This is a genomic window from Microbacterium sp. TNHR37B (genome assembly GCF_001620065.1).
Lineage (GTDB): Bacteria > Actinomycetota > Actinomycetes > Actinomycetales > Microbacteriaceae > Microbacterium.
This window is the reverse complement of record NZ_LQGV01000004.1, coordinates 1-25,166: the sequence shown is the minus strand read 5'-3', so window position 1 is coordinate 25,166 and position 25,166 is coordinate 1. Positions and strand designations below refer to the sequence as shown.

The following is a 25,166-nucleotide window of genomic DNA, read 5'->3' as shown; positions in this document are numbered from 1 at the left end:
GCGAGGCCCCGATAGGCTGGCCCCATGCGGACACGCGCCGATATCGAGTGCTGGCTCACGGACATGGACGGCGTTCTCGTCCACGAGAACCGCCCCATCCCGGGCGCGGCGGAACTGCTCGCGCAGTGGCGCGACACCGGAACGCCCTTCCTCGTGCTCACGAACAACCCCTTCTTCACGCCACGCGACCTCAGCGCGCGCCTGGCCCGGTCCGGGCTCACCGTGCCGGAGGACCGGATCTGGACCTCGGCGCTGGCGACGGCCGACTTCCTGCACTCGCAGAAGCCCGGCGGCACGGCGTTCGTGATCGGAGAGTCGGGGCTGACGACCGCGCTCCACGAGGCCGGCTATGTGATGACCGAGACCGACCCCGACTACGTCGTCGTCGGGGAGACCCGGCAGTACTCGTTCGAGGCGATCACGAAGGCGATCCGCATGATCAACGCGGGGTCGCGATTCATCATCACGAACCCCGATGCGACCGGGCCCACGCCCCACGGCGTCGTCCCCGCGACGGGGTCGTTCGCGGCGCTCATCTCACACGCGACGGGCAAAGCGCCGTATGTCGTGGGAAAGCCGAACCCGATGATGTTCCGCTCGGCCATGAACCGTATCGGAGCGCACTCCGAGAACACCGGCATGATCGGCGATCGCATGGACACCGACGTCGTGGCCGGCATCGAGGCGGGCCTGCACACGATCCTCGTCCGCACCGGGATCTCCGACGACGCGGAGGTGGAGCGCTATCCGTTCCGCCCCGACGAGATCGTCGACTCGGTGGCCGACCTGCTGTCGGACGAGCCGGTGGAGTCGGAGATGCCCGAGGGCATCTGAGAGGAGCCGGCGCCATGACCGAGTTCGAGCAGACGCTCCTGTTCGCCGCGACCGGGGTCGTGCTCGTGGGCACCCTCGTCGTGTTCGTCGTGCAGTACTTCCGCGGTCGCGGAAAGGACGACTGATGTCGCTGTTCCTCGTGCTCAGCGGGATGGTCGTGCTGATCGTGGCCCTCGTGCTGTTCCTGCGCGGCCGCCGCGACGCCCCGCAGGGCACACCGCTTCCCAACGGGCGCGCGCTCGTGCTCCTGACCCTCCTGGGACTGATGCTGGCGCTGGCCTCTCAGCTTCCCGTGTTCCGCTGACGCGCGCGGAGCGGGGTCACTGCGGCTGGAGACCGAGGTCGTCGAGGTCGATCGCGGCGAGCCAGCGCAGACCCGCAGCCTCCACGGCGGCCTGAGCGCCGGTCTTGCGGTCGACGATCACGGCCACCGCGACCGGTTCGGCACCCTCGCGTCGCAGTGCCTCGACGGCTTTGAGGGCCGACTGCCCCGTGGTGGAGGTGTCCTCGACGACGACGACGCGCTTGCCGACGACATCGGCACCCTCGACCTGGCGCCCGCGACCGTGGTCCTTCGGCTCCTTGCGCACCACGAACGCGTCCAGCGGAGCGTCGGTGCGTGCCGACTCGTGCATGACGGCGTTCGCGATCGGGTCGGCGCCCAGGGTGAGCCCGCCCACGGCGACGATCCCGTCGATGTCGGCGATGAGGTCGAGGATGATGCGGCCGATCGCCGGCGCCGCCCGATGGTCGAGCGTGAGCTTTCGCATGTCGACGTAGTACGACGCCTTCTTGCCGCTGGACAGGGTGAAGTCGCCATGGAAGACAGCCTCGTCGCGGATCAGGGCGATGAGGTCTTGGCGGTCGGCTTCGAGAGCGGGCGTGGAGGCGACGGTCATGCTTCCGAGTCTACGGATGCACCGCGCTCACGCACGGTGGCGACCAGCCGCGCGCCACCCCACGGCGACGCGGTCAGGTGCACCCCGCCGCCCAGGGCTTCGAGCCGCTCCGAGACGAGGCGGATCCCGCTCGGCGTGACGACCTCGGGGAGCCCGGTACCGTCGTCGTCCACCCGCACGCGCACCGTGCCGGGTGCCGGCCGGTCCAGCTCGAGGCGCAGTCGGGAGGCACCCCCGTGGCGTACCGCGTTGCTCACCGCTTCCTCCGCGGCCCGCAACACCGCCACGCGCCGCACGATCGTGTCGGCGTCGGCGGGCGCGACCGGATCGCCGGGGCCGAGCGGAGCGACGACCGTCTCCACCTCGATCTCGGGCGGGATCGTCCGCGCGAGCAGTCGCAGGGCGTGCTCCAGTCCCAGCGAGACCCCCGCCGGATGCAGGCGGTGGCTGACGGCCCGGATCTCCGTCTCGCGGATCCGGTCGAGCTCCTCTCGGATGCGCACGATCCCGTCCCGCAGAGTCGTCGCCTCCTGCTCCCCGGGTTCCGTGCGCAGCAGCGCGTCGATTCGGGCCTGGACGAGCACGAGTTGCCCCTGCAGCGTGCCGTGGAGGTCGTCGGCCACTTCGCGCCGCACGCGCGATTCCTCCGCCGCGAGGCGGGAGAACGCCGACGCCGCACGCAGCCGTTGCTCGACCGCTTCGCGTTCCTGCTCACGGATCCGCCGACGACCGGCGACCTGCGCGTGTGCGATCGCGACCGCGAGCACGACGACCATCACGGTCGCGCCGATCTCCACGGCCGCCACGCGCAGGGTCGGCTCCCGGTAGATCCCCACGACGCACTGCACGCCGTAGCGGATCGCACCGACGCCGAGGCCGAGCCCCAGAGCCGTCGCCACGGCGCGTCCCGCGGCCCGCTCGCCCAGCCGCAGGACATGGCACGCCGCGAGCGCCAGCGACACCGTCAGGAGGTTGATGCTCAGGCGCACGGCGAGGTCGCCCGCGGCCTCTCCCGGCTCCAGCACGCCGACGCGCGCCGGGCGGAAGACGAAGACGGTCTGCAGCGCCGCGCCGATGCTGAAGGCCGCCATGACGACGGCGGCAGTGACCAGGAAGGCACGCCGGTCATCGCGGACCGGGGCGCTCATCGGATCGATCGCTCCGGAACGGCGTGTTCCACCACGGCCAGCGCCGTGGCGACTCTCGGATTGACATCGGGGTGCTCGCGAACGCCGAGGGAGGCGTAGACGACGTTGAGGAGGTTGTCGACGGAGTGGGCCGAGATCCCCATCTCCCGGGCGATCGCGTCGTTGGCCAGTCCCGCCGCCACGAGCTTCGCCGCGGCCAGCTGCCGTGGAGTGAGGGCGTCGAGCCGCGATCCGCGGCGGGGCACTCGACGCTCCAGGAGGGCGGGGTCGAGGACGTTCGCCCCCTCGGCACTCGCACGCAGCGCCCGCAACAGGCCCTCGCGTGAGGTGGCGGAGGTCTTGGAGAGGTAACTCCAGCCCGCGCGCTCTGCCGGCGGGAGTCCCAGAAGGGTCTCCATCATGTCGTGCCCCGACAGCAGGACGACCCCGGCTCGGGGATGGCGACGACGCAGCTCCCGACCCAGCTCGAAGCCGTTGCCGTCGGGCAGCTCGATGTCGAGCAGGGCGACGTCGACCTCCTCTGCGTGCAGGAGGCGCCGCGCCTCGCGGGCGTCGGAGGCCGAGGCGACGAGGTCGAAACCTTCAGAGGAGTCGATGAGGTCGTCCAGCAGTGCGCGAAACAGCGGCTGGTCTTCCACGACCGCCACCCGCACCACCGTGGTCTCATGCATGATTCGCCGTCAGCCTATCGCGGGGCACGGTGCGCAGCCGTGGCCGTGACGGCGTCGCGGGCGCGGGCATCCGGTCGATTGAGGAGGAATCTCCCTGGCGCGGCGGGGGCGACGAACCATAACGTGAGCGCGACCCCCCGTCTCGGCGCGCCGGCACCCGAGATCCGTCACGTCCCCGAGCGTGTCCCTCCCGGCATCCGCCGTGCCTCACCCCCCGGAGACACACTCGATGAGTTCGCCCTCACCGCGTGCACGCGCGCCCCGTCGCGCCCGCACGCTGCTTACCGTGACCACCGTCGCCGCGATCGTGGCCACCCCCGCGGCCGCGTGGGCCGCACCGACCGTCAGCGGGCCGTCGCAGCCCGTGCCGTACGTCGAGCAGGCTCCCCCGGTGCTGATCGGCGAGGACATCACCGTCACCGGCGGCACGTCCTTCGGCGACGGCTACATCGATTACCGGGTCACCGGCGGCACGGCCAGCGAGACCCTCTCCCTCGTCACCGCAGCGACCGCCTCGACCGCTAGCGGCGTGACCACGATCGTGGGCTCCACCGTCTACCTCGGCAACGGCACCACCGCCGATGTGATCGGCTCGGTCGACCCCACCCGCAACGGCAGCAACGGCATCCTCCGGGTCAACTTCACGAGCCCCTTCGTCAACCCCAGCTTCGAGGACGGCGACATCGGCGGCTGGACCGCGATGAACCAGCGGATCGACCTGGGTGTCACGAGCATCGCGGGCTTCACCGCCATCGACCGCAGCACCTACTCGGGCCTTGCCGGCAACCCCGGCAACGACAACTTCGCTCCCAGCGGCGACGAGTACTCCACCACCATCAGCACGCAGGACGCGAGTGACGGCGACTACAGCCTCGAGCTCTACTCGTACATCGACCAGACCGCGCGCGGCTACGACGTCGTGCACGGCCCCGCCGTGTACAGCTCTCCGTTCGAGGCGAGCTCCGGCGACAAGATCTCCTTCGATTGGCGCGCGTACTTCGGTGGTGACAACTTCCACGTCTTCGGATACATCCTCAACACGGTCACGGGCGCCCAGACGACCGTGCTCGACGCGACCGGCGGCAACAGCGCCTCGCCCGGCTTCGTGACCAAGGAGACCACGATCCCGGCCAGCGGCACCTACCGGTTCGTGTTCGTCGGCGGCACCCACGACTTGAGCGGCGGTCAGGTCGCCGGCGCGCGTCTGCTCATCGACAACGTCCGCGTCTTCGGCACGAAGGTGACCAACGCCGTCGTCAGCGCGCTGTCGAAGAAGCTCCAGTACGAGAACTCGTCGGACAACCCGCCCGCCACCCGCACGATCACCATCACCGCGGCTGACAACGGCGGCACGACGACGGGCTCGACCACCGCGACGGTCGACATCACCCCCGTCGACGATGCCCCGACCTTCCCGGCGATCCCCGGCATCACGCTCACCAACACCCCCGCGACCGACACGTTCGGCGCCACGACGGGAACCCTCGAGGGAAGCGACCCCGACAGCGAGATCACCTACGCCCTGATCGACGGTCAGGTCGCGTCGGTGACCGCCGGCGGCATCACGTACACGCAGGCGATCGAGGGGACCTACGGCACGCTGCTGCTGAACCCGTCGACCGGCGCCTACCGCTTCGTCCCCGACGCCACCGCGGTGAACGCCCGACAGACCGGCGACACCGAGACGTTCGAGGTCGAGCTGACCGCCCCGGATGCCGCCCCCGGCAGCACCGCGCCGGCACAGACCCTGCGTCGTTCGCTCGTGGTCACCGTGTCCGTTCCCGCCACCGCGCCCGGCGCGCCCACCGGCACCTCCGCCGTGCGCGGTTTCGAGCGCGCCGAGGTGAGCTGGACAGCCCCCGAGTGGACGAGTGGATCGCCCGTGACCGGCTACCGCATCGAGCAGTCCACCGACGGCGGCGACACCTGGACCACGGCCGTCGCCGACACCGGATCCACCGCCACGAGCCACACGGTGACCGGGCTGACGAGCGGATCCCCGGTGGTCTTCCGCGTCTCGGCGATCAACGCCAACGGCACCGGCGACCCGGGCACCGCCTCGGCCGCGGTGACGCCGTATGCGGCTCCCGGTGCTCCCGGCACCCCGACGGCGGAGCCCGGCAACGGCCAGGCCGCCCTGGAGTGGACCGCACCCGAGAACGACGGCAGCTCGCCGATCACCGGCTACCGCATCGAGCAGTCCACCGACGGCGGTGACACCTGGACCACGGCCGTCGCCGACACCGGATCCACCGACACCACCCGCACGATCACCGGGCTCACGAACGGCACCGAGACGACGTTCCGCGTCATCGCGCTCAACGCCGCGGGCGCGGGCGACCCGTCCGCCCCGGTCTCGACGACGCCCCGCACGACCCCCGACGCGATCACGGGGCTGGCGGCCGCCCCGGGTGACGGGAAGGTGGAGCTCACGTGGGCGGCACCCGCCGACGGCGGAGCGCCCCTCACCGGCTACCGCGTGCAGCAGTCCACCGACGGCGGCCAGACCTGGTCGGACGTGGAGGAGGACACCGGTTCCGACGCGACCGGCTACACCGTCACGGGTCTCACCAACGGCCAGTCCGTGGCCTTCCGGGTGCTGCCGCTGAACGCGGCCGGTGCCGGAGAGCCGTCGAACGTCGCCCGCGCGACGCCCCGCACGACTCCCGGTCCCGTCACGGTGACGACGGTCACCGAGAGCAACCGCACCCTGATCGTCGAGTTCACCGCCCCCGAGGACGACGGCGGCAGCCCCGTCACCGGCTACGAGTACTCGATCGACGGCGGCGAGACCTGGATTCCCGCGACCCAGGGTTCCAGCCCGCTGCGCATCGGCGGCCTCGACAACGGCACGGAGTACGACGTGCAGGTCCGTGCGGTCAACGAAGCCGGCTCGTCGACGGGCAGCGCCACCGTGAGCGCCACCCCGGTGCTGGAGGCGGTCACCGTTCGCGCCGACGGCAGTCCCCTCCCCGGCGCGACCGCCGGTGACGGCGCCGCGTATGTCGGCGGCGTCGCCCAGGAGACCGAGGTGACGCGCGAGGGCTCCACCTGGATCCTCACCGGCCCCGGCTACGTCATCCGCATCGAGAGCCTCGATGCCGACGGCGACGTGCTCGACCTCGAGGACGGCGTCGCGACCGCGCCCCTGGGCGGATCGTTCCGCATCACCGGCAGCGGCTTCCTGCCCGGAAGCCTCGTCGATCTGTGGCTCTTCGACACCGACCAGCTGCTGGGCGGCGTGACGGTGGGTGAGGACGGCACGTTCACCGCCGTGGTGACCCTGCCCGCCGGCACCGAGGTGGGCGGTCACTCGATCCAGATCAACGTCGAGAACGCCGACGGCGACCTCGTCAGCGCCGTCGCGGGCGTGTGGGTGGCCGCCGACCCGGTGGAGCCTTCGCCCGAGCCGACGCCCACGCCCGAGCCGCAGCCGAGCCCGTCGCCGACGCCGAGCCCGGCCGGCGAGGACGACGGCGAGGACGACGGCGAGGACGGTCTCGCCGCGTCCGGTGGCAACGGAGCGGGACTGATCGGCGGGCTCCTCGCCGGTGTCGCGCTGATCGCGGCCGGCTCGCTCGGCGTCCTCCGCCGCCGGGCCATGCAGCGGACGGATGACAACGAGGTGCCGATCGCCTGATCGCACCCGACCCTCACGAAGCGGCAGTCCGTCTCCACGGGCTGCCGCTTCGTCGTCGGGCACCGCACCTCCGGCGCGCTCGCCTCCCGTCCCGTGCCGTCCGTCCCGCGCGAAGGAATCCGGATATTTACCGGGACATCCGGCCCACCGCGGAGGGCAGACACCCTAGAGTCGGGAATCGATCCCCCGCGCGTACCCGACGCGCCGTCATCGTGTGAGGAGCACCCGCATGTCCCGAATCGGCATCGTCGCGGAGCAACCGGGAGAGACGCGCGTCGCGGCGACGCCGCAGACCGTCTCGAAGATCGCCGCGCTCGGCTACGAGGTCGTCGTGGAAACCGGAGCGGGAGCCGCCTCGGCCCTCCCCGACGCCGCGTATGCCGCCGCCGGGGCGCTCCCCGTCGACCGGGCCACGGCCTGGGCAGCCGACGTCGTCCTGAAGGTCGCGGCACCCACGGCCGATGAAATCGCGATGCTCCAACCCGGGACGACGCTCGTCGGGCTCCTCGCTCCCGCCTTCAGCCCCGACCTCCTCGCCGGCCTCGCGGCCCGCGGGGTGACGGCCCTCGCGATGGACGCCGTGCCGCGCATCTCACGGGCGCAGTCGATGGACGTGCTGAGCTCCATGGCGAACATCGCGGGCTACCGCGCCGTCGTGGAAGCAGCCCACGAGTTCGGTCGCTTCTTCACCGGTCAGGTGACCGCCGCCGGCAAGGTGCCGCCGGCCAAGGTGCTGGTGGCCGGCGCGGGCGTCGCCGGACTTGCCGCCATCGGCGCGGCATCGAGCCTCGGCGCCATCGTGCGCGCGACCGATCCCCGCCCCGAGGTGGCCGACCAGGTGCGCTCGATCGGCGGCGAGTACCTCGAGGTCGTCGTGCCCGACGAGCAGAAGGAGGTGTCCGCCGACGGCTATGCGAAAGCGACGAGCGCCGCGTACGACCGCCGTGCCGCGGAGATCTACTCCGAGCAGGCGGCCGACGTCGACATCGTCATCACCACCGCCCTCATCCCCGGGCGTGCCGCCCCCGTGCTGCTGACGGCCGACGACGTCGCGGCCATGAAGCCCGGCTCGGTCATCGTCGACATGGCGGCCGCGCAGGGCGGCAACGTCGTCGGCTCGGTCGCCGGCGAGCGGGTGGTCACCGACAACGGCGTCATCATCCTGGGCTACACCGACCTGCCGGGGCGCCTGCCGCAGCAGGCGTCGCAGCTCTACGGCACGAACCTGCTCAACCTCCTGAAGCTCCTCACCCCCGGCACAGACGGCACGCTCGTCCTCGACCTCGACGACGTCGTGCAGCGCGCGGTCACCGTCGTCACCGGGGGCGAGATCACCTGGCCGCCGCCTCCGGTGCAGGTCTCGGCCGCACCGGTCGCCGCGGCGGTGGAGCCCGCACCGGCATCCCCGCCGAAGGCCCCGATGTCGGCGCGCGCCAAGACCGGCCTCATCGGCCTCGGCATCGCCGCACTCTTCCTCGTCTGCGCCATCGCGCCCCCGCCGCTTCCCCAGCACTTCCTCGTGCTGACACTGTCGGTGGTGATCGGGTTCTACGTGATCGGCAAGGTCGCCCATGCCCTCCACACCCCGCTCATGAGCGTGACGAACGCCATCAGCGGCATCATCGTCGTCGGCGCGATCAGCCAGCTCGGTTCGAGCGAGCCCGTGGTGCTGGCGCTCGCGACGGTCGCGGTGCTCGTGGCATCCATCAACGTGTTCGGCGGCTTCGCCGTGACCCGCCGGATGCTCGCGATGTTCCAGAAGGGGGCGGCCAAGTGATCGGTCCGAACACCGCGGCGGCCGTCGCCGGCGGCGCGTACATCGCGGCCGCACTGCTTTTCATCCTGAGCCTCGCCGGGCTCTCGAAACACGACACGTCGCGCCGCGGCGTGGGGTTCGGCATCGCCGGCATGGCGATCGCCCTCGCGGCCACGGTCTGGCTCACGGTGGCCGGAGCGTGGGGGTCGCCGAGCGGCACGATCGGCCTCGTGCTGCTGGTGGCGGCCGTGCTCATCGGCGGGGCCATCGGCCTGTGGCGCGCACGCGTCGTGGAGATGACCGGGATGCCCGAGCTCATCGCGCTGCTCCACTCGTTCGTGGGACTCGCCGCCGTGCTCGTCGGCTGGAACGGGCACCTGGCGGCCGGCGACGTGCCTGCGCAGCTGGTCGACATCCATCACGCCGAGGTGTTCATCGGCGTCTTCATCGGCGCGGTCACCTTCACCGGGTCCATCGTCGCCTTCCTGAAGCTGTCGGGGCGGATGAGCTCCACGCCCCTCATGCTGCCGGGCAAGAACGTGCTGAACGTCGGCGCGCTCGTCGCCTTCCTCGCCCTGACCGTCTGGTACGTGATCGCTCCTTCGCTCGGGCTCCTCATCGCCGTGACGCTCCTGGCGCTCGCGCTGGGGTGGCACCTGGTCGCCTCGATCGGCGGCGGGGACATGCCGGTGGTCGTCTCGATGCTCAACAGCTACTCGGGCTGGGCAGCGGCAGCGGCGGGGTTCCTGCTGAACAACGACCTCCTCATCGTCACCGGCGCCCTCGTCGGCTCGTCGGGCGCGTACCTGTCGTACATCATGTGCAAGGCCATGAACCGGTCCTTCCTCTCGGTGATCGCCGGCGGCTTCGGCATCGAGGCGCCGCGCGGCGACGACGAGGTGGCAGGGGAGCATCGGGAGACCGACGCGGCATCCGTCGCCGAGCTCCTCGCCTCGGCCCGGTCGGTCATCATCACCCCCGGCTACGGGATGGCCGTCGCGCAGGCGCAGTATCCGGTGGCGGAGCTCACCGCGGCGCTGCGGGCGCGTGGCGTCGAGGTGCGCTTCGGCATCCACCCCGTCGCCGGGCGCCTTCCGGGGCACATGAACGTCCTGCTCGCGGAGGCCAAGGTGCCCTACGACATCGTGCTGGAGCTCGACGAGATCAACGACGACTTCTCCGACACCGACGTCGTGCTCGTGATCGGCGCCAACGACACCGTCAATCCGGCAGCGGCCGAGGATCCGGGTTCGCCGATCGCGGGCATGCCCGTGCTCCACGTGTGGGAGGCGGCGAACGTCATCGTCTTCAAGCGCTCGATGGCGTCGGGATACGCCGGGGTGCAGAATCCGCTGTTCTTCCGCGAGAACACGCAGATGCTGTTCGGCGACGCCAAGGACCGCGTCGACGACATCCTCCGCGCCCTGACCGTCTGACGCCCGCCGTCGCACCCCGCGCGGTGGTGCGGTGGTGCGGCGGTGGTGGGTGGTGGTGACGCGGCGGGTGGCGGTGCACTGCGGTGCGTGCACAACGGCGGAGGTCCACCCCGACACGCCGCCTCCACCGGTTCCTCCCCCGGCGTGTCGCCCGCCCGGCCCGCCGTTGTGTCCCCACCCGGGGAGGAGGGATGGTGGCGTGCCCGCGGTGTGGAGTGTGGCTGCGCTGCTGCGGTGGTACACAACGGCGGAGATCCACCCCGACACGCCGCCTCCACCGGTTCCTCCCCCGGCGTGCCGCCCGCCCGGTCCGCCGTTGTGTCCCCACCCGGGGAGGAGGGGATGCCGCCCGCCCGGTCCGCCGTTGTGTCCCCGCCCGGAGGGGAGGGGGAAGAGGTCAGCGCGGCGAGCGGGCGAGGAACGGGCGCGGCCAGGCGCCGAGGGCCAGCACCGCCAAGACCACCTGCACCAGACCGGCCGCGAAGTAGATGCCGTGCAACGGCGACCACACGAGCAGGATCGCGATCTCCACGAAGATCCAGATCATCATGACGAGGCCGGCGGCCGCGTGGAGGCCGAGGGCGACTCGGAAATGTCGATGGTCGGCGACCAGGGCGAGCGCCTGCGCCCCACCGACGACCACGCCGAGGATCACGCCGGGCCAGACGTACGAGTCGAACACGGACCCGTCGAGCCATTCGAGGGGAATGCCGATTCCCCCGCCGATCGTCAGCCCGATCATCCCCGCGAGCGCGGAGGCGAGCGAGAACCACGCGACGATCAGGAGCCCGATCCGAAGCCGGCGGGCGACGACGGGCCGGACGGGGGGATCGGCGGCGGTCATGGCGCCGACCGTACTCCGCCGCCGCCTGCGTCGCCGCGCGTCTGGCCGGGACTATCCCGACGCCACGCGACGGCCCCTCCCACCCCCGGACCCCACCACCCTCACTCCCCCCCTGGACACAACGGCGGAGCCTGCGGGGGACACGCCGCACATCAGCCGTCGACCACGGCGTGTCGGCCTCGGCATCCGCCGTTGTGCACGGCCGCACAGCGGAGCCACGCTCGCGCGGGCGGGACGTCGGTGGGGACCAATACGCTGGATACATGCGCCTGGCCACCTGGAACGTCAACTCGATCCGCGCCCGCGTCACCCGTACCGTCGAGTTCGCCGTGCGCGAAGACATCGACGTGCTGGCGATGCAGGAGATCAAGTGCAAGCCCGAGCAGTTCCCGTACGCCGAGTTCGAGGCAGCCGGGTACACGGTGGAGGCCCACGGGCTGAACCAGTGGAACGGCGTGGCGATCGCGAGCCGCGCCCCCATCGACGACCTCCAGATCGGTTTCCCGAACATGCCCGGCTTCGCCAAGGGGCACGACGGGCCCGGCGCCCCGCAAGAGGCGCGAGCGATGGGGGCGACGATCGACGGAGTGACGGTGTGGAGCCTCTACGTGCCCAACGGACGCTCGCTCGACGATCCGCACTACCGCTACAAGCTGGAATGGCTCGAGGCCCTGCGCGGCTACACGCGCGACGCCCTTGCCGCCGATCCCGACCTCGCGCTCGCCCTCACCGGCGACTTCAACATCGCCCCCACCGACGAGGACAACGGCGATCCGACCGTCGTCGAAGGCGTCACCACCCACGTCTCGCCGCCCGAACGCGCAGCCTTCCAGGCGCTGCTGGATGCCGGACTCTCCGACACCGTCCGTCCCCTCGTCCCCACCGGCTTCACCTACTGGGACTACAAGCAGCTGCGCTTCCCGCGCAACGAGGGCATGCGGATCGACTTCATCCTCGGATCGCGGGCGTTCGCCGACGCGGTCGTGGGGGCGGCGATCCACCGCAACGAACGCAAGGGCGAGATCCCGAGCGACCACGTTCCGGTCGTCGTCGACCTCGACCTCGACGGCCCCGACGACGACGACCGTCCGATGATCTTCTAGGCACTCCGCACCGGCGTTCCCCGATCCGGGTCGATGTCGCCGTAGCGCGGCCGACCGTCGGGGCCGTATCGCAGCAGCACCGCCCCTGTCGACGCGACCACCGGCGGCTCGAGCAAGCGCAAGCGTGCAGGCTCGACGCCGGGCGGGAAGACACGCTTTCCGGAACCGAGCACGATCGGGAACGTCCACAGATTCAGCACGTCGAACGCCTGGGCGCGCAGCAGGGTCTGGGCGAAGTCGAGGCTTCCCACCACATGGATCTCCGCGTGCCTCGCCCGCAACGCCGCCACCTCGCCGAGCACGTCGCTGCCGAGGAGGACCGAGCCCTCCCACTCCAGACGCGGCTGTCCGCGGGAAGCGACGTACTTCGGCACACGGTTGAACTTCTGCGCGATCGGATCCGCCGGCCCCTGCCGGTACCGCGGCCAGTACGAGGCCCAGATGTCATACGTCTTGCGTCCGAGAAGGAGCGCGTCGAGGGCCTCGATGCCCGCCATCACCTCCCGACCGACCGCATCGTCGGAGAGGGGTCCCTGCCAGCCGCCGGAGCGGAACCCGCCCTCGAGGTCCTCCTCCACGCCGCCCGGCGATTGCCCCACCCCGTCGAGGGTGGCGAAGATGTCGATCACGATCCGTCCGGTCATGACGATTCCCTTCCCGCAGAGAGTCCCCGGTTCAGCGCCACCGTGCGATGAGGTCGTGCAGCGCCGAGAGGAAGCCCGCCAGGAACTCCGACGTGCCCTCGCGCGCGAAGGAGCCGTCATCGGCGAAGAAGCCGTCGTCGACACGGATGTACGCCTCGGGCACACCGACCAACGGAACCCCGAGCGCGGAGAGGATCGACTTCAGGTGCGCCTGGGCGACCGCCGTGGAGACGGCGCCCTTGCTCGCCCCGGTCACCGCCGTCGGCACCCCCGCGAGCGACGACTCCCCACCCGGACGGGTCGCCCAGTCGATGGCGTTCTTCAGCACCGCGGGGATCGAGCGGTTGTACTCGGGCGTGACGATGAGGAGCCCGTCCACCTCGTCGATCGCCCGCTTGAGGTCGACGCCCACCTGCGGGTATTCGCGGTCGTACTGCGTCCCGTAGAACGGCAGGTGCGCGATGGGGATGTCGACGACGTCCAGCCCGGCAGCCGGCGCGAGCCGCCGAAGCGCCTCGGCGTAGCGACGGTTGAGCGAGTGTTCCGAGGCGGATCCGACGATCAGTCCGACGGTGAAGACGCTCGCGGTCATGTGGGTTCCCTTCGATCGGCCGACCCTCCCACCCTGCCCGTTCACGGGTCGGATCGACAGGGGGTTGCACGCCCGGCCGACCGCTTTCACCTCCGCCGCACGGGGGATGCTCGGCATGGCCCCGCACCCTACGTTGGAAGGATGAGAGTTCCCGCCCTGCCGCGCCTGCTCGACGACCCGCGGGTGCGTCGCGACGCGTGGCTGACCCTCGGGCTGTTCGTCGCGGCCGTCATCAGCTCCTGGCTCGGTCAGATCGCGGGCTTCTACGGCACCGACACCCCGCCGTTCGGATGGTCGCTGCTCTACGCCGCCCTCCTCACTCTGCCGATCGCCCTCCGCCGGCGCTTCCCCGAGGCGGTGCTCGTCGTCGTCTCGCTCGTCTTCTTCGTCGGCGTCTCGGCGCGCATCCCCGAGATGTACGTCGCGAACGTCGTGCTCTTCGCGGCGATGTACTCCGTCGGTGCAACCGTCTCCCACCGACGCCGCGCGACGCTCGTCCGGCTCCTCGTGATCGCTGCGATGTTCCTCTGGCTCCTGGTGACGACCTTCCAGGCGGCGACCGCGCCCGACGACAACGGACTGTCCCGCGCGGGCTTGTTCTCCCCCTTCGCCGCCTGGATCCTCATCCAGTTCCTCGTCAACGCCGCTCGCCCGCGAGCTCCACGACGTCGTCGCCCACCACGTGTCGGCGATGGGGGTGCAGGCCGGCGCCGCCCGTGCCGTGCTCGAACGCGACCCCGCCGCCGCCCGGACGGCACTCACGGGTGTCGAGACGTCGGCGCGAGCGGCGCTCGACGAACTACGGAACCTCCTCGACACCCTGCGCACGCCGGATGCCGACACCCCCGGCGGGTCCACCCTGCGCCTGTCGGCCCTGCCGGAGCTCATCGAACACGCGAACGCCAACGGCCTGCCGACCACGTTGACGGTGGTCGGCGACCCGGTGGAGCAGTCCGAACTCGTGCAGGTGAACCTGTATCGCATCGCACAGGAAGCGCTCACGAACGCCCGGCGTCACGGCGGACCGGGAGCGACCGCCGACCTGCGCCTCCGCTACACCCGCGACTCCGTCGAGCTCGACGTGACCAACACCGGCGTCGTCCGCGGCGGCGGGCGCCCGGGTCTGGGGCTCGTGGGGATGAGGGAACGCGCGGCCGCATCGGGCGGCACGCTCGAGGCCGGGCCTCGACCCCGCGGCGACGGATATCTGGTGCGCGTGCGGGTGCCCGCCTCGAGCCTGGCGGTGACATCGTGAGCGGGCCGATCCGCGTCGTGCTGGCCGACGATCACGCCGTCATGCGAGCCGGGTTCCGCATGATCCTGGAGAGCGAGGACGACATCGTCGTCGTGGGCGAGGCCGGCACCGGGGCGGAGGCGGTGGCGGCGGTGTCCGCGCATCGACCGGACGTCGTCTGCATGGACGTGCAGATGCCCGACATGGACGGACTGGAAGCCACACGACGACTCACCTCCGACCCCGCCGTCGCGGCCTCGGTCGTCATCGTCACCACCTTCGACCGTGACGACTACCTCTTCCAGGCCCTGGCGGCGGGGGCCAGCGGCTTCCTGCTGAAGAACGCCGGCCCCGAGGAACTGATCACGGCGGTGCGGGTGGCGGCGGCCGGCGACGCGCTGCTCGCTCCGGCGGTCACCAAGCGGGTGATCGAGCGGTTCGCCGTCGCGGAGGGCGCTCCCGCGCCGGCGACGCCCCCGGGAGCCGGGGCGTCTCGTCCGGCTCCTCCGACGCTGCCGGTGGAGCTCACCGAGCGCGAGGCCGAAGTGCTGCGGCTGCTGGCCGCCGCGCTCAGCAACGCGGAGATCGCTCAGGAGCTCTACATCGGCGAGGCGACGGTGAAGACCCACGTCTCGAACGTGCTGCAGAAGCTCGGCGCCCGCGACCGCGTCGCCGCCGTGGTCTACGCCCACCGCCACGGACTGGCCTGACACCCCGCGCCGCTCGCGCCGCCCCGCGCCACGCCGACGCCCGCACCGCGCGGCGCGCGGTGTTCACGACTCCGGAAATCTGCCGCGCCACCGCCACCCCGGGGCACCAACGTGCCCGTCACGACACGAATCTCCGGAGTCCCGAACGCGGCGTCCCCCTCACTCCCCCGCACGGGGGAGCCCGGGATCTCCCCCCGGGGGCGGAGGCCCCGACGCCGCAGCTTCCCTAGCGTGGAATCACACCACTGGAGGAGGAGCGAATGCTCGAACTGACCGGGATCACCAAGAGCTACGGCGGCCGCCGTGTGCTCGACGACGTCGGGTTCTCCGTCGGCGCCGGCCGCCTGACCGGCTTCGTCGGCGGCAACGGCGCGGGAAAGACCACCACCATGCGCATCATCCTCGGCGTGCTGGCCCGCGACTCGGGCGAGGTGACCCTGCACGGGGCGCCGGTCACGAGCGCCGACCGCCGCCGGTTCGGCTACATGCCGGAGGAACGCGGCCTCTACCCGAAGATGCGGGTGCGGGAACACATCGTCTACCTGGCGCGACTCCACGGGTTCTCCAAGGCGGAGGCGACGACGCGCGCGACGGCGCTGCTGGAGGAGCTCGGCCTCGGCGAGCGTCTGGAGGACAACGTCGAGACCCTGTCGCTCGGCAACCAGCAGCGCGCGCAGATCGCCGCCGCGCTCGTGCACGACCCGGAGGTGCTGATCCTCGACGAGCCCTTCTCGGGCCTGGACCCCCTCGCGGTCGACGTCGTGGCCGAGGTGCTGCACCGGCGCGCCGCGGCCGGTGCAGCCGTGCTCTTCTCCTCGCACCAGCTGGACGTGGTCGAGCGTCTCTGCGACGACCTCGTCATCATCGCCGGGGGGACGATCCGCGCCGACGGCAGCCGGGACGAGCTGCGCGCGCAGCACGCGCAGCGGCGGTTCGAGCTCGTCTCGGCCGGCGACGCGGGCTGGCTTCGCGACGAGCCCGGCGTGCACGTGATCGAGTTCGACGGCGGCTACGCCCTCTTCGACGCCGATTCCGACGAGGCCGCTCAGCAGGTCCTCCGACGCGCCCTCGAGCGCGGTGACGTCGCCAGCTTCGCGCCGCGACACCCCTCTCTTGCCCAGATCTTCACGGAGGTCATCCAGTGAGCTCGTCCACTGCTTCCACGTCCGCCCCGTCCTTCGGCCAGAGCGTCTGGCTCGTCACCGAGCGGGAGATCGGATCCAAGCTCCGCAGCAAGGCGTTCCTGATCTCGACAGGGATCCTCTTCGCGATCGCGCTCGTCGCCGTCGTGTGGGGAGGGTTCGCCGCACAGTCCGACAGCAGGATCCCCGTCGCCGTCACGCCACAGACCTCCGGCGCGGTATCGGAGCTGACCTCGGCCGTGGAGGTGACCGAGGCCACCGACGCCGACGCCGCACGTGAGCTCGTGCGCTCGGGCGATGTCGACGCAGCCCTGATCCCCGGTGGCGCGGAGCCGTTCGGCTACACCCTCGTCGCGAACGAGTCCGTACCGAGCGGCCTCATGCCGCTCCTGAGCATCAGCCCGCCCGTCGAGCTGCTGGAGACCGGCGGCGTCGACTTCATGCTGCGCTACTTCGTGGCTCTCGGCTTCGGCATCATCTTCTTCATGGCGGCGATCACGTTCGGCTCCACGATCGCTCAGAGCGTGGTCGAGGAGAAGCAGACGCGCGTCGTCGAGCTGCTGATCTCGGCCATCCCGACCCGCGCCCTCCTGGCCGGCAAGGTGCTCGGCAACACGGTCCTGGCGATGGGCCAGATCGTCGGACTCGGCGCGATCGCGATCATCGGGCTGACCGTCACGGACCAGTCCACGCTCCTGACCGGCCTCGGTGCGCCACTGGTCTGGTTCGCGGTGTTCTTCCTGTTCGGATTCGTCCTGCTCGCGTCGCTGTTCGCCGCGGCGGCCGCGATGGTGTCGCGACAGGAGGACATCGGGGCGACGACCACGCCGCTGACGATGCTCGTGATGGCGCCCTACTTCCTCGTGGTGTTCTTCAACGACAACCCGGTGGTCCTCTCGGTCATGTCGTACGTGCCGTTCTCGGCTCCCGTCGGCATGCCGGTGCGCGTGTTCCTCGGCGAGGCGCAGTGGTGGGAGCCGCTCCTGTCGCTGGCGATCCTGCTGGCGACCTGCGTGGCGGCGATCATGGTCGGCGCCCGGATCTACGAGAACTCCCTTCTGCGGATGGGCGCGCGCGTGAAGCTCGCGGAGGCGCTCAAGGGGTAGCGCGTCTCGGGACGACGACACTCGCGCAACGACCGGGGGGGGATCGCCTCCCGGTCGTTGCGCGTCTTCCCCCGCGATGACGCCCGGCGCTCGGACGACCGGCGCGGGCGCCTAGATCCAGCCGCGTTCCTCGGCCTCGATCGCGGCCTGCTGACGGGTCGCGACGCGCAGCTTGCCGAGGATCGAGGAGACGTGGTTGCGCACCGTCCCCGGCGACAGATGCAGGACCGCTGCGATCTGCGAGATCGTCTCGCCGCGGCGACCGGCGCGCAGCACGTCCAGCTCCCGGTCGGTGAGCGGAGACCGTTCGTCGGACAGGGCATCGGCCGCGATCTCGGGGTCGACGTAGCGCCGGCCCGCCGCGACCTGCCGGATCACCTCGGCCACGTCTTGAGCGCGGCGCGATTTGGGCAGGAACCCGTCGACGCCGGCGGCGAGCGCGCGGCGGAGCACCCCGGGGCGGGCGTGGCGGGTGACGGCCACGATGCGGGTGCGGACGACCCGGCGCACCCGCGCGGCGGCCTCGATGCCGTCGAGCCTGGGCATCTCCACGTCGAACAGGCAGACGTCGGGGACGAGGCGCACCGCCTCGGCGACCGCCTCTTCGCCGTCGCGGCATTCCGCGACGACGTCGATGTCCCCCTCGAGGCGGAGGAGCGCGGAGAGGGCCGAGCGGATCATGTCCTCGTCGTCGGCGATGAGCACGCGGATCACTGCGGCTCTCCCTCGTCGGGGACCGCCGCCTGCAGGACGAACTCGGCCGCGACGGCTCCCTCGGCCGCCGCACCCGGATCGCTCGTGCGCGCGGCGGCCGAGAACTCGCCGCCGGCCTGCGCGATCCGGTTCGCCATGCCGTGAAGACCCGACCCCTCCGCGGTGTCGCCCACGCCGACGGGGGCCGGGGCGTCGTTGGCGGCGCGGAATCGCCACCGTCCGTCGTCGCGGTGCAGGCTCAGCCGGGCCCAGGCACCGCCCCCGTGCTTGAGGATGTTCGTCGTCGCCTCACGGACGACCGGTCCGAGCGCCTCGCGGGGGGCCGCATCCGCATCCGCCGACACGTCGAGAGTCGCATCGACTCCCGCCGCGCGGAGGAGGTCGACCGCGTTGGCGAGCTCGTCGGGGAGCGGGACGCCACGGAAACGCGTCGCGAGGGCGCGCGTCCCGGCCCGCGCGTCGTCGACCGAGCGTTGCGCGTCGGCGAGGTGGCGGAGGGCTGCTTCCGGATCGGTCATCAAGAGGCGCTGAGCGAGCTCGAGCTGCAGGGCGATGACCTGGAGGTGGTGCCCCTGCAGGTCGTGCACGTCATCGGCCAGACGCAGTCGCTCCCTCACTGCGGCCAGGCGTGCCTGCGCGGCACGGGAGCGGTCCAGTTCGCGCACGATCTCCCACCACCACAGCGTGCTGACGATGGCGCCCGGCAGGGCTGTCGCGAAGAGGAAGGGCACGAGCCAGCTGATCGCCGCGGCACCGAAGCGCTCCGCCGTGCTCTCGATGATCGCCCCTGCGGCCACGACGAGCGTCGCCACGACGGTGACGCGGCCACGGACACCGCGGGGAAGAGACAGGACACCGATGCCGACCACGAGCGCAAGGGCCAGCGTGACGCTCCCGGCCCCGAACCCTGCCGAGACGGCGGCGACGCCGGCGACCGCGAGAGTGACGCTCCGCCCTGCGCGAGCGGGTCGCTCCGCCTCCGCTCGCCACGGGGCACGCAACGCGAGCGACAGAGCGGCGAGCCACACCAACGCCCCGGCGACGTACAGCACGAGGAGGGCGGGGGCCTCGGCGGCGGTCGCACGAGCGATCCAGAACCAGACGAAGAGCACCGAGACGGCGAAGAACATGGCCGACAGCACCGTGTACCACCAGGTGGCCGTCACGCCGCCGGGCCCGGAGGCGAGGCCGGGGCGCAGCGGAGCCTTCTCGTGCCGCGCGTTCGTCATGGCCCCAGGGTACGGCCATGACAAATGTCACCCTCCGACCGCTCGGCTCTCCCGCCCGGAGGGGCACCGTCGGCACTGGGCGCAGATTCCCCGTGCGGCTGGACTGGAGGAACAACCCCATCTCGCCGCCACCAGGGCGGCCCTCATGAAGGAGACCCCGTGTCCAGCCCTCTCGCCGATCTCATCGCCGGATTCCAGGATCTCGTCGCGCAGCTTCCCGGACCCCTGCAGCCCTTGGGGGTCATGGTCGCGGGTGCGGTGCCGTTCATCGAAGGAGAGGGGGCAGCGGCCATCGGCGTGCTCGGCGGGGTGACACCCATCGTCGCCGCCGTGGCCGGAGCGACCGGCAACTTCGTGTGCGTCACGCTCCTCGTGCTGCTCGGCGCCGGTGTGCGCACGGCGGTCACCGCGGGACGGAGCAAGACCGCCCGCGAGCTGTCTCCGCGACGACAGAAGTTCCAGCGCGCCCTCTCCCGATACGGCGTCCCCGGCGTGAGCCTGCTCGGCCCGCTGCTCCTGCCCACGCATTTCACCGCCGTGATGCTGGCCGGTGCCGGCGTGGCCCGCGGACGGATCCTCGCCTGGCAGGCTGTGGCGATCGCGGGGTGGACGACCGTGTTCACCCTCCTCGCGACCGGAGTGCTCTCGGCGGTCTGGGGGCGCTGAGCCCGGCCGCGGGGCGGGTCGCGTCAGGTCGGGAACAATCCCGCGACGCATGCGGTTGCATGGAATGGGCCGATGGCGTCCCGACCGTATGAATCCAAGGAGACGCCATGAGCATGACCCTCGACCACCCCGCGTCCGACCACCGTGCCGATGTCGACGCCCCCATCCTCGATGTGATGGCGGAGCGCTGGAGCACACGCGTGTTCGACCCCCAGACCCCGATCGACGAAGAGGCCCTGAGCAGCGCGCTCGAGGCCGCGCGGTGGGCTCCGTCCGCCAACAACACGCAGCCGTGGCGCTTCGTCGTCGCCCGCCGTGGGGGCACCGCGCACGCGGCGATCGTGGAGGCTCTCATGGGCTTCAACCGTTCGTGGGCCGCGGACGCCGCCGCGCTCGTCGTGTTCGCCACGACCACCTCGCTCGACGGCAAGCCCCTCGGCTGGGCGTCGTACGACGCGGGCCAAGCGGCCGCGTACTTCACGATCCAGGCCCACGCGTCGGGTCTGCACACCCACCAGATGGGCGGCTTCGACCGCGAGGCGATCGCGCGCGCGTTCGGGTTCGGCGACGATCTCGCCGCCGTGACGGTCATGGCCGTCGGCGCGCTCGGCGACATTGAAGCAGCCCCCGAAGCGCTCCGTGAGCGGGAGCTGGCCCCGCGCACGCGGCGACCCATCGCTGAGACCGTCATCGTCAACGACTGACCCGCGACCCGGCGGATCCGCCGGACACCGCATATCGTGTGCCCGGCGGATCCGCAACGCCCGTCGCGCCGGGCGCCTCGGCTGGTTACGGTGAACCATGACCGCCAGCATCCTCGCCATCGGCACGGCCGTCCCGCCGACCCGCCTGCCGCAGGATCACGTCCGCGACCTCTTCGCGCAACAGCCCGATGTCGACCGACTCACCCGCCGGCTCGTGCACGCCGCGTTCGACGCCGCGGCGATCGATACCCGGCACACCGTCCTGTCGGCGCTCGCGCCGCATCCGCTCCGCCCTCCCGGAGACGCGACACCCGGGGGGCTCCCCGTCGTCGACGAACACGGCGTGCTCCAGAGGCCCACGACGGGAGCGCGCAACGCCGCATACGTGCGGACGGCGCCCGCCCTGTTCGCGGCGGCGGGTCGCGACGCCCTCGACCGCGCCGGACTCTCCCCCGGCGAGGTGACCCACGTCGTCACCGTCTCGTGCACCGGCTTGTTCGCGCCCGGGCCCGACTACCGCCTCGTCCGCGACCTGGGCCTTCCTGCCACCACCGAGCGCTTCCATCTGGGGTTCGTCGGCTGCGCGGCGGCGCTTCCCGCCCTCCGACTGGCCGACGCGCTCTGTGCGGCACGGCCCGAGGCCGTGGTGCTGGTCGTCTGCGCGGAGCTGTGCACGCTGCACTTTCGCCCCTCCGCCGACCCGGAACAGATCGTCGCGGCCTCCGTGTTCGCCGACGGAGCAGCGTCCGCCGTGGTGACCGCTGCGCCCCACGTCCTCGCGGGCCACGACGGCCCCCGGCTCGACCTGGATCGCTTCGCGACGACGGTCACCTCGGAGGGCGAGGACGACATGGCCTGGACCATCGGCGACCACGGATTCGAGATGACCCTCTCGGCCGAAGTGCCCCGCATCATCGGACGGGAGATCCGCGCGGCCGTCGGAGGCTTCCTCGCCGGCGACGCGCCGGACGCGTGGGCCGTCCATCCCGGCGGGCGCAGCGTGCTCGACCGGGTGGAGAGCGGCCTGTCCCTCCCACCCGACGCGCTCGCGGTGTCCCGGCGGATCTTGAGGGACTACGGGAACATGTCGAGCGCGACGATCCTCTTCATCCTGGCCGAGCAGCTGACCGCGCCGGTCGGCGACGATGTGGACACGGCGGCGACCCGACGCATCGCCGCCCTCGCCTTCGGTCCGGGGCTGACGGTGGAATCCGCGCTCCTCACCCGCCACGCAGCCCGGCCGCGGCGGGCCGACGTGCCGCTCTCCTCGGTCGGGGCCGTCGCGCCGTGAGCCTGCGCGACCGCGACACCGCGCTGCGCGAGCTCATGGACGACCCCGCCTGCGACCCCGAGCGACTGGCCGCCACGCTGCGCCGCTTCGGCGCGGTCAACCGTCTCGTGTCGGCCTGGGACCGCCTCTACCGCAGCCACGTCCGCCCGGCGATCCTCGCCCGCGCCCCGCACGGCACGGCGGCGCGGGTGCTCGACATCGGCTGCGGCGGCGGCGACGTCGTGTCGCGGCTCGCCGCCCTCGCGCGTCGCGACGGACTGGCGGCGCAGTGGCTCGGCATCGATCCCGATCCCCGCGCGCTCGACGTCGCGATGGAGCGCGAACGCGACGACGTGCGGTTCCGCCGCGCCGATTCGACCGAGCTGCGGGGCAGCGGCGAGACCTTCGACCTGGTCCTCTCCAACCACGTGCTCCACCACCTCGCCGCGCCCGCGCTCACGCAGTTCGCCGACGACTCACTCGCCCTCTCCCGCGGCCCGGTACTGCATGCCGACATCCGGCGGGGGCGACTGGCCTACGCGCTGTACGCCGTCGGGATCACGCCGCTCGCACCCGGGACGTTCCTCCGCACCGACGGGTTGCGCTCCATCCGCCGGAGCTACCATCCCGACGAGCTGGCCGCCGCGCTCGGAGCGGGCTGGCGCGTCGAAGCCCCCGCGCCCTTCCGGGTGCTGGCGGTCGGGGCGGGCCGTGCCTGAGGTCATCGTCGTCGGCGCCGGGCCGGTGGGGCTGACCCTCGCGGCACAGCTGGGACTCCGCGGCGTCGACGTGCTGCTGCTCGAACGACGCGCCGACCGAGGGCGCCACTCCCGCGCCATCGGCATCCATGCGCCCGTGCTCGCAGCGCTGGAGCCGAGCGGACACGCCGAGCGGATCCTCGCCTCCGCCGTCCGTGTGCACCGGGGCGAGGCCCGCGACGGCGCAGGGCGACTGCTGGGCACCGTCCGATTCGACCGCCTGTCGACGCGGTTCCCCTTCGTCGCGACGCTTCCGCAACCCCTCACCGAGGAGGCGCTGGGCGTCGGTGCCCCCGTTCCGCTGCGCGGCGTCACGGTCAGAGAGGTACGACTCGAGGGGGACCGCGTGAGCGTTCTCGCGGAGGGCGAGAACGGCGAGCGGGAGTGGTCCGCAGCGGTCGTCGTCGTGGCGACGGGCGCGGGCGGACGCGACCTCGTCTACCGGCCCGGGGCGGCCGCGGTGCGGCACTACCCCGACCGGTACGTCATGGCCGACCTCGATGTCGATCCGGGCGCGGAGGCCGACGTCGCCGTCGTCACGCTCGCCCCGGACGGCGTGCTCGAGTCCTTCCCCCTCCCCGGCTCCCGTCGGAGATTCGTCGCATGGGACGGACGCGGCGACGACCCCGCCCCGCACGAGGCCGCACGCCGCCTGCAGCACGCGATCGCGGAGCGGGGGCGCAGGTCGGTCGAGGTGGACTCATCAGCGTCAACCTTCCGCGTGCGCCGGGTCGTGGCGCCACGCCTGCGCCGCGACCGCATCGTCGTGGTCGGCGACGGCGCCCACGAGGTGAGTCCGATCGGCGGGCAGGGGATGAACCTGGGCCTCCTCGACGCCGTCGGTCTCGCACCGCTTCTCACCCACTGGGTGCGGACGGGCACCGCCCCCGATGCGGAGCTGGAGGCCTGGGAGCGGCGGCGCGTGCAGTCGGCGCGCGTCGCCGCGGCACTCGCGACGGCCAACACAGCCCTGGGACGTCCGACCCTGGGACGTCCCACACGGGGGCGTCCGGAGGCGCCGCTCCGCGACACCGCGCGCTCCGCGATGGTGCGGCTGATGCTCGCCGGCCCGTCTGGCCGCCTGTTCGCTCACGCGTACGCGATGGGTTTCGATCGCGACGCGTCCGCGGTCACCCGGCGGAGGTAGCCACCAACTGCGCGGCCAGGAGGAGAGCTGACAGCATCGTCAAGCGGAAGAGCACGCGGGCCGGCGGACGTCGGAGAGCGCGCACCAGGGTGAGGAGCGCGACCAGCGCCACGCCCCCGAAGAACGCCCACGACACGGGCGTGATCGTCGCGCGCGGCTGAGGCCCGCCGATCACCGGGCCGAGGAGCACCGCGACCGCTCCGAGAAGGATTCCCGTCGCCGCCAGGATCGACGCCACCCGCACGCCCAGCCGGTGCGGGAGGCCCCGGATCCCGGTGCGCGCATCGTCGTCGAGATCGGGAAGCACGTTCGTCAGGTGCACCGCGGTGCCCAGGGCGCCGCCGGCCACCGCAGCCCACGGCGCGGCAAAGCCCGGCGGGGTGGCGGCGAGCGTCGCGAAGGAAGGAAACAGCCCGAAGCTGACGATGAACGGCAGGACGGAGATCGGCGTGTTCTTGAGTCCGGCGTTGTACGACCAGGCGGAGGCCAGCGCCACCGCATGCACCCCGAGAAGCCCGATGCCCAGCACGGCGGAAAGGGCGAGCGCCATCAGTGCCGACGCGAAAGCGACCGACCACGCGACCCGGAGGCCGACGTCGCCTCGCGCGATCGGCTTGTCGGTGCGGCCGACCTGCGCGTCGCGGCGCGCATCGATCGCGTCGTTGGAGATGCCCACGGAGAACTGCCCCGCCAGCACCGAGGCCGTCAGCACGGCGAGTCGCCACGGCTCCACGCCCGCCGCGATCCCGAGCGCGAGCGACAAGACCGTGACGACCAGCGACGGTCCGGGATGCGAGGCTCCCCACAGGGCGCGGATGGCCGTCGACGTCATGCCCCGACGCTACCCCGCCCGCCGCCCCCGCCCGCCGCGATCCGCCCCGCCCGCGCCGCCCGCGCCGCCCGCACCGCGCCGCCCGCT

The 25,166-nt window shown here is 72.1% G+C and carries 24 protein-coding genes and 1 pseudogene; 16 read left to right on the top strand and 9 right to left on the bottom strand.

What is annotated here, in order from left to right; all coding sequences use genetic code 11:
• Positions 1-24: 24 nt before the first annotated feature.
• Both AVP41_RS14350 and AVP41_RS14345 read left to right on the top strand, forming a co-directional pair.
• Positions 25-834 (top strand): HAD-IIA family hydrolase, encoded by an 810-nt coding sequence (locus AVP41_RS14350; RefSeq protein WP_067166132.1) that lies wholly within the window; start codon positions 25-27, stop codon positions 832-834.
• 124 nt (positions 835-958) lie between these two features.
• Positions 959-1,138 (top strand): hypothetical protein, encoded by a 180-nt coding sequence (locus AVP41_RS14345; RefSeq protein WP_231902779.1) that lies wholly within the window; start codon positions 959-961, stop codon positions 1,136-1,138.
• Between the two features lie 16 nt (positions 1,139-1,154).
• Here AVP41_RS14345 and pyrE read toward each other — a convergent pair whose 3' ends face one another.
• The 3 genes from pyrE to AVP41_RS14330 are packed head-to-tail and all read right to left on the bottom strand — an operon-like array spanning position 1,155 to position 3,552.
• Positions 1,155-1,733, bottom strand: coding sequence for an orotate phosphoribosyltransferase (gene pyrE / locus AVP41_RS14340; protein ID WP_067166126.1), 579 nt, complete (start codon positions 1,731-1,733; stop codon positions 1,155-1,157).
• A complete protein-coding gene (locus AVP41_RS14335) occupies positions 1,730-2,881 on the bottom strand; it encodes a sensor histidine kinase (RefSeq protein ID WP_067166123.1) in 1,152 nt (383 codons plus the stop codon). Before AVP41_RS14335 ends, pyrE begins: the two co-directional genes overlap by 4 nt.
• On the bottom strand, positions 2,878-3,552 hold the full coding sequence (locus AVP41_RS14330) for a response regulator transcription factor (RefSeq protein WP_067166121.1): 675 nt from the start codon (positions 3,550-3,552) through the stop codon (positions 2,878-2,880). The genes AVP41_RS14335 and AVP41_RS14330 overlap by 4 nt, the downstream gene beginning before the upstream one ends.
• 286 nt (positions 3,553-3,838) lie before the next feature.
• Between AVP41_RS14330 and AVP41_RS14325 the strand changes: the two genes are divergently transcribed.
• The 3 genes from AVP41_RS14325 to pntB all read left to right on the top strand — a co-directional run bounded on the left by AVP41_RS14325 (position 3,839) and on the right by pntB (position 10,384).
• The gene (locus tag AVP41_RS14325) at positions 3,839-7,192 is read left to right on the top strand and encodes a fibronectin type III domain-containing protein (protein WP_157532526.1); all 3,354 of its coding nucleotides are present in this window, start codon (positions 3,839-3,841) and stop codon (positions 7,190-7,192) included.
• A gap of 229 nt (positions 7,193-7,421) precedes the next feature.
• Positions 7,422-8,969, top strand: a complete 1,548-nt coding sequence (locus AVP41_RS14320; protein WP_067166116.1) for a Re/Si-specific NAD(P)(+) transhydrogenase subunit alpha — start codon at positions 7,422-7,424, stop codon at positions 8,967-8,969.
• Entirely contained in the window at positions 8,966-10,384 is a 1,419-nt protein-coding gene (gene pntB, locus AVP41_RS14315; RefSeq protein WP_067166113.1) for a Re/Si-specific NAD(P)(+) transhydrogenase subunit beta, read from the top strand. Before AVP41_RS14320 ends, pntB begins: the two co-directional genes overlap by 4 nt.
• Positions 10,385-10,781: 397 nt before the next feature.
• On the opposite strand, the gene AVP41_RS14310 is transcribed toward pntB, so the two are convergent.
• Entirely contained in the window at positions 10,782-11,228 is a 447-nt protein-coding gene (locus AVP41_RS14310; protein WP_197464365.1) for a hypothetical protein, read from the bottom strand.
• Between the two features lie 263 nt (positions 11,229-11,491).
• Here AVP41_RS14310 and AVP41_RS14305 point away from each other — a divergent pair, with 263 nt between their 5' ends.
• Positions 11,492-12,331 carry an exodeoxyribonuclease III gene (locus AVP41_RS14305; protein WP_067166110.1) on the top strand — a complete coding sequence of 280 codons (840 nt, stop codon included), beginning with the start codon at positions 11,492-11,494 and terminating at the stop codon, positions 12,329-12,331.
• On the opposite strand, the gene AVP41_RS14300 is transcribed toward AVP41_RS14305, so the two are convergent.
• Together AVP41_RS14300 and AVP41_RS14295 are read right to left on the bottom strand one after the other, a co-directional pair.
• Positions 12,328-12,975 (bottom strand): dihydrofolate reductase family protein, encoded by a 648-nt coding sequence (locus AVP41_RS14300; protein ID WP_067166108.1) that lies wholly within the window; start codon positions 12,973-12,975, stop codon positions 12,328-12,330. The two genes, AVP41_RS14305 and AVP41_RS14300, sit on opposite strands and share 4 nt — an antisense overlap.
• A 31-nt stretch (positions 12,976-13,006) precedes the next feature.
• Positions 13,007-13,567, bottom strand: a complete 561-nt coding sequence (locus AVP41_RS14295; protein ID WP_067166105.1) for an NADPH-dependent FMN reductase — start codon at positions 13,565-13,567, stop codon at positions 13,007-13,009.
• A gap of 141 nt (positions 13,568-13,708) precedes the next feature.
• Between AVP41_RS14295 and AVP41_RS17145 the strand changes: the two are divergent.
• The 5 genes and pseudogenes from AVP41_RS17145 to AVP41_RS14275 form a co-directional block, all read left to right on the top strand.
• Positions 13,709-14,062, top strand: a pseudogene (locus tag AVP41_RS17145) (DUF7134 domain-containing protein); the annotation flags it as partial.
• A 196-nt stretch (positions 14,063-14,258) separates the two neighbouring features.
• Positions 14,259-14,822, top strand: a complete 564-nt coding sequence (locus AVP41_RS17065) for a sensor histidine kinase (protein ID WP_331709397.1) — start codon at positions 14,259-14,261, stop codon at positions 14,820-14,822.
• Positions 14,819-15,511, top strand: a complete 693-nt coding sequence (locus tag AVP41_RS14285) for a response regulator (RefSeq protein ID WP_082829269.1) — start codon at positions 14,819-14,821, stop codon at positions 15,509-15,511. Before AVP41_RS17065 ends, AVP41_RS14285 begins: the two co-directional genes overlap by 4 nt.
• Before the next feature lie 260 nt (positions 15,512-15,771).
• On the top strand, positions 15,772-16,656 hold the full coding sequence (locus AVP41_RS14280; protein WP_067166103.1) for an ABC transporter ATP-binding protein: 885 nt from the start codon (positions 15,772-15,774) through the stop codon (positions 16,654-16,656).
• The gene (locus tag AVP41_RS14275; protein ID WP_067166100.1) at positions 16,653-17,759 is read left to right on the top strand and encodes an ABC transporter permease; all 1,107 of its coding nucleotides are present in this window, start codon (positions 16,653-16,655) and stop codon (positions 17,757-17,759) included. Before AVP41_RS14280 ends, AVP41_RS14275 begins: the two co-directional genes overlap by 4 nt.
• 111 nt (positions 17,760-17,870) lie before the next feature.
• Here AVP41_RS14275 and AVP41_RS14270 read toward each other — a convergent pair whose 3' ends face one another.
• Both AVP41_RS14270 and AVP41_RS14265 read right to left on the bottom strand, forming a co-directional pair.
• Positions 17,871-18,473, bottom strand: a complete 603-nt coding sequence (locus AVP41_RS14270) for a response regulator transcription factor (RefSeq protein WP_067166097.1) — start codon at positions 18,471-18,473, stop codon at positions 17,871-17,873.
• Positions 18,470-19,702, bottom strand: coding sequence for a sensor histidine kinase (locus tag AVP41_RS14265; protein ID WP_067166095.1), 1,233 nt, complete (start codon positions 19,700-19,702; stop codon positions 18,470-18,472). Before AVP41_RS14265 ends, AVP41_RS14270 begins: the two co-directional genes overlap by 4 nt.
• 159 nt (positions 19,703-19,861) lie before the next feature.
• Here AVP41_RS14265 and AVP41_RS14260 point away from each other — a divergent pair, with 159 nt between their 5' ends.
• The 5 genes from AVP41_RS14260 to AVP41_RS14240 all read left to right on the top strand — a co-directional run bounded on the left by AVP41_RS14260 (position 19,862) and on the right by AVP41_RS14240 (position 24,247).
• Positions 19,862-20,368: a small multidrug efflux protein gene (locus AVP41_RS14260; protein WP_067166092.1), complete on the top strand. Its 507-nt coding sequence runs from the start codon at positions 19,862-19,864 to the stop codon at positions 20,366-20,368.
• 107 nt (positions 20,369-20,475) lie between these two features.
• A complete protein-coding gene (locus AVP41_RS14255) occupies positions 20,476-21,072 on the top strand; it encodes a nitroreductase family protein (protein WP_067166089.1) in 597 nt (198 codons plus the stop codon).
• A 97-nt stretch (positions 21,073-21,169) separates the two neighbouring features.
• Positions 21,170-22,363, top strand: coding sequence for a type III polyketide synthase (locus tag AVP41_RS14250; RefSeq protein WP_067166086.1), 1,194 nt, complete (start codon positions 21,170-21,172; stop codon positions 22,361-22,363).
• On the top strand, positions 22,360-23,061 hold the full coding sequence (locus AVP41_RS14245) for a methyltransferase domain-containing protein (RefSeq protein ID WP_067166082.1): 702 nt from the start codon (positions 22,360-22,362) through the stop codon (positions 23,059-23,061). The genes AVP41_RS14250 and AVP41_RS14245 overlap by 4 nt, the downstream gene beginning before the upstream one ends.
• Positions 23,054-24,247 (top strand): FAD-dependent oxidoreductase, encoded by a 1,194-nt coding sequence (locus AVP41_RS14240; RefSeq protein WP_067166080.1) that lies wholly within the window; start codon positions 23,054-23,056, stop codon positions 24,245-24,247. Before AVP41_RS14245 ends, AVP41_RS14240 begins: the two co-directional genes overlap by 8 nt.
• Here the strand turns inward: AVP41_RS14240 and AVP41_RS14235 are convergent.
• A complete protein-coding gene (locus AVP41_RS14235) occupies positions 24,231-25,079 on the bottom strand; it encodes a UbiA family prenyltransferase (protein ID WP_067166078.1) in 849 nt (282 codons plus the stop codon). The two genes, AVP41_RS14240 and AVP41_RS14235, sit on opposite strands and share 17 nt — an antisense overlap.
• Positions 25,080-25,166 lie beyond the last annotated feature (87 nt).